At 63.0% G+C, this 12,408-nt stretch carries 1 protein-coding gene and 1 pseudogene; both read right to left on the reverse strand.

Annotated elements, in window-relative coordinates; all coding sequences use genetic code 11:
- Window positions 1–82 precede the first annotated feature (82 nt).
- The gene (locus ACQPW1_RS30030; RefSeq protein WP_433655139.1) at window positions 83–5,677 is read right to left on the reverse strand and encodes a type I polyketide synthase; all 5,595 of its coding nucleotides are present in this window, start codon (window positions 5,675–5,677) and stop codon (window positions 83–85) included.
- Window positions 5,678–5,728: 51 nt separating this feature from the next.
- Window positions 5,729–12,383, reverse strand: a pseudogene (locus ACQPW1_RS30035) (SDR family NAD(P)-dependent oxidoreductase).
- Between the last annotated feature and the right edge of the window lie 25 nt (window positions 12,384–12,408).

A 12,408-nucleotide genomic window follows, 5' to 3' on the forward strand; every position in this document is an offset into this window, starting at 1 on the left:
CCTTAGATCAGATTGAGTATTACGCATAAAATTGTTAGCAACGGCGCAAAGATTTCACGTTCATGACTTTCATGATCCCTGCTTATTTGGACCATTCGCCCACCAATGTCGCTACTTCGCGACAAAGCCTGTCGTCCAACAGGACAGTGAAATGATCTCCAGCCATCTTGACACGCGTCTCATTTACATGAATATCCATTGGCATGAGCAATTCTACATCGAGATATTTCAAAGGATTTTTTGTCGCCTGAATCGTCAGAACCCGAGTCGTCAAAGTCGGCCTTTTCCATTTCGCAAACAGATCCAAGTAGGTCCCGAATGCCGACAGAGGCGCGTGTTCAGCGGACCAGTAATCGCCCCAGTAGTCGAGTACGGTGGACATGAATATACCGACCAAACCAAAGCTTATGCCACCGAGAAACCGAGTATCAATGAATACAAGCCCGGCTGGTTGAACTCCTCGAGCTTCCAGCCCGCTGGCGACAGCATGCCCTATCCAACCACCAGAGGAGTGCCCTACCAGCACGAAAGGCTTGCCTGCGGCACATTCGAGGACGGCCGCCGCTTGAGTTTCCGCGAGCACGTCAACGCTGTCCGGCAACTCCTCGCCTTCGATGAATCCCGGCGAGTCGAGCACAACGACATCTCGAATTCCACGGAACGTGGAAGCAAAGCGTGCATAATGAAAATGCCCCTTCGTCGGGGTTACCGTGTTCAGGCAGATAATCATCGGCCCCTCCGCACCGCGTTCAAGGTAAACCGGAGACGGGCGATTGGACAACTCCGATATCCGTCGATATTTCTTCCTCATGCGTCCTGTCACGCTCAGCAGGTCCATCGCCTCGGCATACTTCTCCTGGCTCATAGCCAAGTCGAATAAGGGTCCGACACTTCCGGTATCACCCTCAGCGGAATCGGCAGCCGAGCTGTTCGAGATAGTTTCCGCAAATTTCGTCCGCAGCCGGGCGGCCAACGCGGCCGGCGTGGGATAGTCGAAAGTAAAAGTGACGGGAAGCTGGATCCCGGTGGCTGCCTTGATCTTTTTTCGCAGCGAAACCGCGATGATCGAATCAACACCCATTTTCAGGAAATCTTCGTCGGCGGCGACTTCACCGATCGAGGAATGACCCAGTAACGCCGCCAGATCGGCCCGAACCCGCTCCAGGAGCAAGTCCTGTTGGTCGGCCTCGGAGCGTCCCGCTAGTCGCGTACGGAAGCTCGCACCAGTATCAACCAGCTGCCGAGGGGTTTCGGCCGGGTCATGTTCCCGCGCCAGTTCAGGAAGTGCGCTGAGTAAAGGACTGGGGCGAACAAGAGTGAGCGTAGACGCGAACCGCTCCCAGGCGACGTTCGCCATCGTGACAGCGGTGTCGTTGCCATCCAGTGTCTGTTGCAGCGCTATGACGGCCAGCGGCGGTGCCATGACTTCGATTCCCTGCCGGGACAGATCCCGTTCCGGCGCACCGCCGCCGAAGGTCTGGTCATCCCACGGGCCCGATCCGATTGACGTGGCCGGCAAGCCCTGCATGCGGCGGTACTGGGCGAGGGCGTCGAAGAAGGTACTGATGGCCGCTTGCTGAGCCTGTCCGGGGCTGCCCACGAGACCAGCCGCGGAGGACAACAGCAGGAAAGCGGACAACCCGGTCTCCGAGCTGAGAGAGTGCAGGTTCATGGCCGTCGCCACCGCCGAACCGACGACTGCGTCGAGTTGGGCTGGTACAAGACTGTCCAGCCTGGCCTCGTCGAGTACATCCGCTACATGCACCACGGCTGCCAACGGGTATTCCTGGGGCACGCTGTCCAGCAGCCGCGCGAAGTCCTCGCGGTCGGTCGTGTCACATTCGGTGACGACAGTGGAGACGTCGAGGCCCGCGAGTTCGGCGCGTAGCTCGTCGGCGACTGACGAGCGCGGGCCTTCGCGGCGGCTGGCGAAGATGATGTGTTGAGCGCCGTTGCCGATCAGCCAGCGCGCGAGGTGACCGCCGAGGGTAGCTGTTCCCCCGGTGACGAGGACTGTTCCGTACGGCGCCCAGGGGGTAGGGGCAGAGTCGGTGCCCGGTACGTGCTCGAGCCGTCGGCCATAGATACCGGTGGGGCGTACAGCGAGTTCGTCTTCCGGGTGTGAGTCTGCGAGTGCGCGCAGGGTGCGCCCGACGACGGTGGGTGTCGGGGTGTCGGGGAGATCCAGGAGCCCTCCCCAGGTGTCCGGGTATTCCAGGCAGGCGGTCAAGCCCACGCCCCAGACGTGGGCTTGGCCGGGGTGGGTAAGAAGGTCGGCGGGGACGGTACTGACCGCGCCCTGGGTGGCCAGCCAGAGAGGTGCCGGCGTGGCCGTGTCTCGGAGAGCTTGGATGAGCCCGACGGTGGCCACGAGACCGTTGGGTAGCGCCGGATATCGCGGGTGGGGTTGTTCGTCGAGTGCCAGCAGGGACAAGACCGCTTCCGCTGGCGTGTGCAGGTTGGCAAGTGTGTTCCCCAGGTGATCGGCGATAGCGCTGCGATCGGTCTCGTTCATGGTGAGGGTAACGGGGACGACGTGGGCACCATGGTCGGTCAAGGCGACAGTGAGCGCCTTGGTCCATGGGTGATCGATGTGGCTGGCGGGGACGATGAATAACCATGCTCCGGTGAGTTCGACAGAATTCGCGGCGATACCGTCGGCGAGGGGCTTCCAGGCAACGCGATAACGCCATTGCCGAACGGCGTTGTGGTCACGAGTATCACGATGCCATGCCGAGAGCGCGGGAACCATACGGTCCAGCGCCGCTTTTTCCTCATCGCTGGTGAGGTGGAGTGTCTGGGCGAGCGTCGCGCGATCGTCACAGTCGATTGCCTGCCAGAGGCCTGTCTCCTGGGCCGTGGCAGCGGCGACGGTCAGGGGCTGGTCGTCTTGCAGCCAGAATCGCTGATGTTGGAAGGCATAGGTCGGTAGTTCCACCTGCCGGGCGTCCGTGTCAGCGAAGATCGTGCTCCAGTCGACGGACGCACCGTGCGTATACACCTCGGCGAGGGCGGTGCACAGCGACAAAGCCTCCGGTTGTGCCCGCCGCAGACTACCCACCACCACCGGCTCAGCAGGATAGGTGGCGGATTCGAGGATGTCATGAACACTCTCGAGCAACACCGGATGGGGACTGACCTCGATGAATATTCGATATCCGTCCTTGGCCAGGGATTCGATTACCGGGGCGAAGCGCACGGTCTCCCGCAGATTGCGATACCAATAGTCCACGCCCAGCACATCGGTGTCCACCGGTTGCCCGGTCACCGTGGACAACCAGGTGATCCGGGCCGGGTGCACCGCCACATCCGTAATCTGTTCGAATATCTTGTCCCGGATAACCTCGACGTGATCAGAGTGCGACGCATAGTCGATGAGGACCCGTCGGGTACGTACCCCGTCTTTCTCGCAGGCAGCGATCAGTTCGTCCAAGGTTTCCGAGTCACCGGCAATCACCGTCAGTGTCGGGCCGTTGAGCGCCGCGACAGTCAGCCGAGGCCCCCACGCCACGATCAACTCGCGGGCCCGCTCCTCCGATACCGATAGCACTACCAGGCCACCCCTACCGGACAACTCCGCACCGATCAACTGGCTACGCACCGCCACAATCCTCGCCGCGTCTTCCAGCGACACAACGCCCGCCACGCATGCCGCGACCAACTCCGCCTGGGAATGTCCCACCACCGCGTCCGGTTGCACCCCCCGCGACTGCCACACCGCCGCCAGTGACACCATGACCGCGAACAGCACCGGCTGCACCACATCGACCCGATCCAGCGAGGGTGCCCCCGCGACCCCACGGACGACATCCAGCAACGACCACTCCACATGAGGAGCTAACGCCTCGCCACACGCGAGCATCCGGTCGCGGAAGACCGGGCTGGTTTCCAACAGTTCGCGACCCATCCCTGCCCATTGCGAACCCTGACCCGGAAACACGAATACCGTCTTACCCGGTTCCCTGCATGCGACCGACTGAACGACATTGGCGGCGACACCGATGTCACCATCGGCCACGGCCTTCAGGCCCCGAAGGAAATCGGCACGTTCCCGCCCCAGGATCACCGCGCGATGACTGAACGCAGACCGGGTCGATACCAAAGAAAACCCGATATCGACCGGATCGAGTAGCGGATCAGCATCCACATGAGAAGCCAGCCGCAGCGCCTGGTCCCGCAACCCCGCGGCACACTTACCCGACACCACCCACGCCACCACGCTCCCATCTACGGGGGCGAGGCTGGCACGGGAAAGACCGGATGCCCCGGTCAGGCTTGGCTCCGGCTGGGGATCGGGTGCCTGTTCCAGAATAAGATGGACGTTGGTACCACTGATCCCGAACGCGGACACCCCAGCCCGGCGCGGAGAACCCGTATCCGGCCACGCAATCCGCTCCCTCAGCAACGACACCGCGCCACTGGCCCAATCCACATATGGCGACGGCTCATCCACGTGCAACGTCTTCGGCAGTATTCCATAACGCATCGCCAACACCGTTTTCATCACCCCAGCGACACCCGCAGCAGCAGCCGTATGACCAATATTCGACTTCACCGAACCGAGCCATACTGGTCGGCCGACAGGCCGATCCCGGCCATAGGTCGCGAGCAGGGCTCCAGCTTCGATGGGATCACCCAGCTTCGTGCCCGTACCGTGGGCTTCTACCACATCAATATCCTGTGTCGACATTCCAGCATTGGCTAACGCTTCCCGAATCACTCGCTCCTGAGAGAGACCGTTCGGTGCGGTCAAACCATTACTGGCTCCATCGGAATTCATCGCGGAACCCCGCACCACCGCCAACACCCGATGCCCATTCCGACGAGCATCCGACAACCGCTCCACCAACAGCAACCCCACACCCTCAGCCACACCCATACCGTCAGCCGCAGCCGAAAAGGCCTTACACCGGCCATCCAGAGCAAGGCCACCCTGACGACTGAACTCCACAAATACCAGCGGAGTGGCAGCCACCGTCACTCCACCGGCAAGAGCCATATCGCACTCCCCAGCACGCAACGATCGACACGCCAAATGCAACGCCACCAACGACGACGAACACGCCGTATCAACACTGACCGCGGGACCCTCCAAACCAAAAAGATAAGCGATCCGACCTGAAGCGATACTGGCCGTACGCCCAGTCAACAGGTAACCATCGGTCCCGTCGAGCGAGTCATGCAGACGGGGGCCATACTCCTGTGCTCCCAAACCCGCGAAAACACCGACCTTGCCACCCCGCAAGGACAGCGGATCCACGCCCGCATTCTCAGCCGCCTCCCATGCCACCTCGAGGAGCAATCGCTGCTGCGGATCCATCGCCAACGCCTCACGCGGACTGATCCCGAAAAACTCCGGGTCAAAGCAATCGGCATCGTGTAGAAACCCACCCTCGCGTACATAATAAGTACCCGATCTGACAGAATCAGGATCATACAATTTAGCCAGATCCCAACCGCGATTCGACGGAAACGCCCCTACCGTATCCACACCGCCCGAAATTACTTCCCAAAAATCCTCCGGAGAGGCTACGCCGCCGGGGAAACGACACCCCATCCCCACGATCGCGATCGGCTCCCGAGCCTGCTTCTCCGTCGCCAACAGCTGTTTTCTTGTGGCGTGCAGGTCCGTCGTCACCCGCTTGAGGTATTCGCGGAGCTTCTCCTCGTTTACCATGTCACGTGGTCCTTTCACACCGGTCCGCTGGAGCATTCGCGGTTTCTTCGTTCATAGCTGTTCGTCTATAAAGGTGAAGAGTTCGTCGTCCGAGGCGGCGTTCAATTCGGCTGCTTCACCTCTGCCGTTAGACGCTTCTCGCGAATCACCGAGTTTCACCAGCAGGTCGCGTAATCGCAGGCCGAGCCGGTCCCTCGCTTCGGTGTCTTCGGCCACGACCGCCAGGGTGGGCTCCAGCCGATCGAGTTCCGTCTGGATGTGCCGCAAGGCGTCGGTGGTGGTCGGCACGACCTGCGCCGGTGCGGTGCCCGTGATTTCGCGCAGTAGGTGTTCGGCCAGGGTGGTGATGGTGGGGTAGTCGAATACCAGGGTGGGCGGCAGACGTAGCCCGGTGGCCGCCGTCAACAGGTTCCTCAGCTCCACTGCGGTCAGCGAGTCAAAGCCCATGTCCTTGAACGCCTGCGTGTGGTCGATCGTCTCGGCGGTGATGTGGCCGAGCACGGTGGCCACCTGGGTCCGAACCAGCTCGAACAATGCCCTTGCGCGCTCATCCGCAGGCAGAACGGCCAGGCGATGCGCCCAAGACGCGTCCGTGGTATCCGGTGCGGCGGCACGGCGGGCCGGGCCACGTGCCAAGCCCCGCAGAATGAGCGGGAGTGTCCCGGCTTCGGATTGGGAGCGAAGCGCCGCAATTTCCAGCCGGGCAGGTACCAGATTCGCTTCACCCGAACCCAGTGCGGCGTCCAGCAAAGCCAGCCCCTGCTCGGTGGCTATCGCCACGATGCCGGTCCGGCTCCCCCGGACCAGATCGAGCTGGCCCAGACGACCAGTCAACGCACTGGTTTGCGCCCAGAATCCCCACGCCAGAGAGCACGCGGCCAGGCCCAGCGCCTGCCGATACTGGGCCAGCGCGTCCAGGAACGTGTTGGCTGCGGCATAGTTGGCCTGTCCTGGCAGGCCCAGCACCCCCGATAGCGACGAGAACAACACGAACGCCGCCAAATTTTTGTCCTGAGTGAGCTCGTGCAGGTGCCAAGCCGCGTCGACCTTGGGCCGCAGCACCGCGTCAACTCGATCAGCGGTGAGATCAGGCACCAAGCCGTCATCGAGAATCGCCGCCGCATGGATAACCGCAGTCAACGGGTGCTCGCCCGGGATCGCGGCCAGTAACTCGGCCACGGCCGCCCGATCAGCGATGTCGCACGCGACAATGGTCACCGTGGCACCCAAGGCGTCCAGTTCGGCCGACAGCTCTGGTGCGCCCGGCGCGTCCCAGCCCCGGCGGCTGACTAACAGCACATTCGTTATCCCATAGGCCGTCACCACATGCCGGGCAATAATTCCCCCCAAAGTCCCGGTGCCACCCGTGATCAGCACTGTCCCGTGCGAATCCAGCGTGGGGGGTATGGCAAGCACGATCTTGCCGGTGTGCTTGGCTTGGCTCATCCATCGCATCGCTTGCCGAACCCGCCGAATATCCCAGGTCGTGATCGGAACCGGCGGTATCTGGCCTTGGCTGATCAGGCCCACAGCCTCATTCAGGATGTCCCTGATCCGCGCGGGCCCCGCCTCGGCGAGGTCGAACACCCGGTAACACGCCCCCGGATAGTCGGCACCGATCTGGTCGGCGTCGCGGACGTCGGTCCTGCCCAGCTCCACAAATCGGCCGCCTAGCGCCAGTAACCGCAGCGAGGCATCGGTGAACTCCCCCGCCAGACAATTGAGCACGACATCCACACCACGTCCGCCGGTCACCGCACGGAAACGTTCCTCGAACTCCACAGTGCGGGAATCACCGATGTGGTCCTCGTCCAGACCCATCCCGCGCAACGTGTCCCACTTCCCGTGACTCGCCGTCGCGAAGACCTCCGCTCCCCACCGCTGAGCCAGCCGCACCGCAGCCATGCCCACACCTCCCGTGCCGGCATGGATCAGCACTGATTCCCCGGCGGCCAGCCCGGCAAGATCAGCCAGCCCGAACCATGCCGTGCACCACGCCACCGGCACTGCGGCGCCCTGCTCGAACGACCATCCAGCGGGCAGCCGTACCAGCATTTGCTCATCGGCTACCACCACCGAACTGAACGCTGCGGGGACCACGCCCAGCACCCGGTCACCACAGGCGAACTCGGTCACCTCCGGCCCCGTCTCGAGCACCACCCCGGCGCCCTCATGACCCATCCCCTGGGCGATTTCATCCGGAGCCATCCCCAGACTCATCACCACCACATCACGGAAGTTCATGCCCGCGGCCCGCATCGCCACCCGGACCTGCCCCGCTCCCAGCCGCGCCGCCACCTCCGTACAAGCCACCACCGAGACACCGTCCAGCGTTCCCGAACCGGTAATCCCAGCCCGCCACGCCGACGTACCCACCGGCAATATCAGACGCTCGGCGACATTCGCCCGGACCAATTGCGGTGCGCGCATAGTGCCGCCCCGATAAGCCAGTTCTGGTTGCCCGCTGGCCAGGGCCGCGGCCAGCACGGCAGAAACGGCCTCGGCGGCGGTGTCACCCAGATCCAGGAGTCCGAGGCGGCCGGGGTTCTCCCACTGCGCGGAGCGGATCAGCCCTCGCACCGCAGCAGCCGCGAACCCTGTGGCACCCGCATCCTCGAACTGGGTTTCGGCTCCCCGGATGAGCACTACCAACCGCGAATCGGCCAACCGCGAATCGGCCAACCAGGCCTGCACTGTCCGCAACACCGCGTTGACCGCGTCATGAACCCTGTCAACCACATCGCCCTCGGGCCCGATAAGCGGCAAGATCACCGTGTCGGGGACGGGCTGCCCCGCTTCGATAGCCACGCCCAGCGCCGCGACATCGGCGAACCGTGGGCTACCAGACAACCCGAAATCGTCCAGGCCGCGAACGATCGGACCGAGAACCGCCCACTTCCGTTCACCGGATGCGGCTGATAGGGAAACCGGTGACCAATCCACTCGTAGCAACGAGTTCCGCACCAGCGGATCACCCACCGGGTTCTGGGAACTTCTCAACTGATCAGCGGCGATCGGGCGACACACCAGCGAGTCGATAGTGGCCAGCACGGCACCGGTGGAATCGGCGAGCGTCACGGTCACCGTGTCAGAACCGGTCATCAACAGTCTCACCCGCGCGGCACTCGCACCGGAGGCGTGAAGCCGCACCCCAGACCATGAGAACGGCAGCAAATGGCTGTCCCCAGAACGCTTGTCATGGCGAACATCGCTGACAGGTAATCCCATCGGGTGCAATGCCGCATCCAACAACGCCGGATGCACACCGAACCCATCAGCGCGGGTATCGGTGTCGGCGGGCAAAATCACCTCAGCGTAAACCGTCCCCCCGTCTCGCCACATCGCCTGCACACCCTGAAATACCGGCCCGTACAGGTAACCCAGATCAGCCAATCCATCGTATAAACCATTTACCGGCACCGGCTGCGCGCCCATCGGTGGCCACTGCTCGACATCCCAGAAACCCTCGGTCCTGGCGTCACATGTCACCGTCCCCCTGGCATGCAGCATCCATGGCTCGTCCTCGTCTATGAAGACCTCGCCACCCGGCCGCTGAACACGGGAATGAATTTTCAGGGAACGGTGTCCCGATTCATCCGGGCTTCCCAGCATTACTTGTAGATCGACCCCACCCCGCTCAGGCAACACCAATGGCGCCTCCATCACCAGCTCATCAATCACGCCACAACCAAGAAGCTGACCAGCATGTAATGCCAACTCAACAAAGCCAGTACCGGGAAACAACACAGAACCCGCCACCACATGATCCGCCAACCACGGATGCGAACCCAGCGACAACCGGCCCGTCATCACCACCCCAGCACCATCAGCCAGCTCCACCACAGCACCCAGCAACGGATGATCCACCACCCCCAACCCCGCCGGCGACACATCACCAACACCAGAACCAGCCCCCAGCCAGAACCGCTGCCGCTGAAACGCATATGTCGGCAACTCCACCCGGTGAGCCCCTACACCCGAGAACACACTGCCCCAATCCACTGCAACACCACACACAAACACCTGCGCTACCGACTGCAGAAAACGCCGCAAACCACCCTCACCACGACGCAACGACCCCACCACAACGCCCGGAACTCCAAAACGGTCCAACGTGTCACCAACCGACAGCGTCAACCCCGGATGCGGACTGCACTCAATGAAAACATTATGACCATCTTGCGCCAAAGCACCCGCAGCCTGATCGAAACGTACTGTGTCCCGCAAATTCCGGTACCAATACCCCGCATCCAATTCCACCGTATCGATCAAACCACCAGTCAAACTCGAATAGAACGGAACCTCGGACACACCACGAACTATCCCGGCCAACCCCTCATATATCCGATCACGAATCAACTCGACCCCCACGGAATGAGCCGCGTAGTCCACCGGAATCCGCTTCGCCTGGACTCCACTATCCGCGCACGCGGCCACCAGTTCGTCCAGCGCACCTGGCTCACCCGACACCACCACCGACGACGGACCATTCACCACCGCCACACCCAACCGAGCACCCCAGCCAGCGATCCGCTCACCCACCTCCTCCACCGGCAACGACACCGACGCCATCCCACCGCGCCCTGCCAGCACCTCACCAACCGCCCTGCTGCGCACAACAACAACCCGCGCCCCATCCTGCAGAGACAGAGCACCCGACACACACGCCGCCGCGACCTCACCCTGCGAATGCCCCACCACGGCCGCAGGCACCACCCCCAAAGACCGCCACACCGCAGCCAACGACACCATCACCGCCCACAACACCGGCTGCACCACATCCACCCGATCCAACGACGGCGCACCCTCCACCCCACACACCACATCCAGTAGCGACCAGTCAGTGAACTCCCCCAAAGCCTGCGCACACTCCTCCATCCGCTCAGCGAAGACCGGACTTGCCTGCAGCAAGTCCCGCCCCATCCCCACCCACTGCGAGCCCTGACCAGGAAACACGAACACGACCTTGCTCGCGCCCGGGAACACAGCTCCCGCCACCACATCAGCAGCCGCACCCCCACCGGCCACTACATCCAAACCCCGCAAGAAATCCTTCCGGCACTCCCCCAGCACCACCGCGCGATGATCGAACACACTACGAGTCGCCACCAACGACACACCCACGTCCGCCACACCGACACCCGAATCAGCATCCGCACGAGCCCGCAGCCGTTGCGCCTGCGCCCGCAAAGCATCCTCGCTCTTACCCGAAATCACCCACGGCACAACACCATCCACACCACCGACAGCCGTCTCGCCCGCACCCGACACGACACCGCCAACCACAGAGGGAGCCGCACCGTCAGCATCGGCGTCACTGGCAGGCGCCTGTTCGAGGATCAAATGCGCATTGGTCCCCGAGATCCCGAACGAGGAGACCCCCGCCCGGCGCGGGCGGGCGGTCTCGGGCCACAGCCGCTGCTCTGTCAGCAACTCCACCGCGCCGGACGACCAATCGATGAACGGGGACGGCTCATCGACATGCAACGTCGCAGGCAACACCCCATACTGCATTGCCTGCACCATCTTGATCACGCCCGCCACACCCGCCGCCGCCGCCGCATGACCGATATTGGATTTCACCGACCCCAACCACACCGGCTGATCCGCAAGTCGGTCTTGCCCATACGTCGCCAGGATCGCTTGCGCCTCAATAGGATCACCCAGTTTCGTGCCCGTCCCGTGGGCCTCCACCGCATCCACATCCGCCGTAGCCAGACCGGCGTTGGCCAACGCCGCCCGAATCACCCGCTCCTGCGCCGGACCATTCGGCGCAGTCAACCCATTCGACGCACCATCGGAATTCACCGCCGAACCCCGCACCACCGCCAACACATGGTGGCCGTTCCCGCCGCGCATCCGACAACCGCTCCACCACCAGCACACCCACCCCCTCAGCCATACCGAACCCATCCGCCGACGCGGCAAACGATTTACACCGGCCATCTCCAGAAAGCCCCCGCTGGCGGCTCATCTCGAGCAACCCGAAAGGGCTGGCCATCACCGTCACCCCACCAGCCAACGCCATATCACACTCACCCGAACGCAACGACGCACACGCCAGATGAATCGCCACCAACGACGACGAACACGCCGTATCCACCGTCATCGCCGGCCCTTCCAACCCCAGGGTGTAGGCCAGCCGTCCCGAGGCGACACTGCTGGTGCGACCAGTCAAGAGGTAGCCCTCGGTGCCTCGGTCCGGATCGTTCAGACGTGGACCGTATTCCTGGGGTATCACCCCAGCGAACACCCCGGTCTTGCTGCCCCGCAACGAGTTCGGGACCAGACCAGCGTGTTCGACCGCCTCCCACGCGGTCTCCAGCAACAACCGCTGCTGCGGATCCATCGCCAACGCCTCACGCGGACTGATCCCGAAAAACCCCGCATCGAACTCGGCAGCATCGTAAAGGAATCCGCCATACCGGACATATGATTTACCCGACCGGTCAGGATCGGGGTCATACAACCCGTCGACGTCCCAACCACGACCCACGGGAAACTCCCCGACCACATCCATGCCCGCAGAAAGCACCTCCCACAACCGCTTCGGGGAATCCGCGCCACCGGGATACCGGCAACCCATACCGACAATCGCGATCGGCTCCCGCCGAGCTGCCTCGATTTCCCGTAGCCGTTTGTGCGCGTCCGCTAACTCGACCCCCGCGCGCTCGAGGAAGTGACGGTACTTCTGCTCGTTCACCATCCGATATCACTCCAAACCCGGTAAG

Source organism: Nocardia sp. CA-128927 (assembly GCF_050955855.1).
In the GTDB taxonomy this organism is placed as follows: Bacteria; Actinomycetota; Actinomycetes; order Mycobacteriales; family Mycobacteriaceae; genus Nocardia.

What these genes read in the sequence shown, in the direction of transcription:
- ACQPW1_RS30030 (WP_433655139.1), bottom strand. Translation starts at nt 5,677, where the DNA reads ATGGTAAACGAGGAGAAGCTCCGCGAATACCTCAAGCGGGTGACGACG.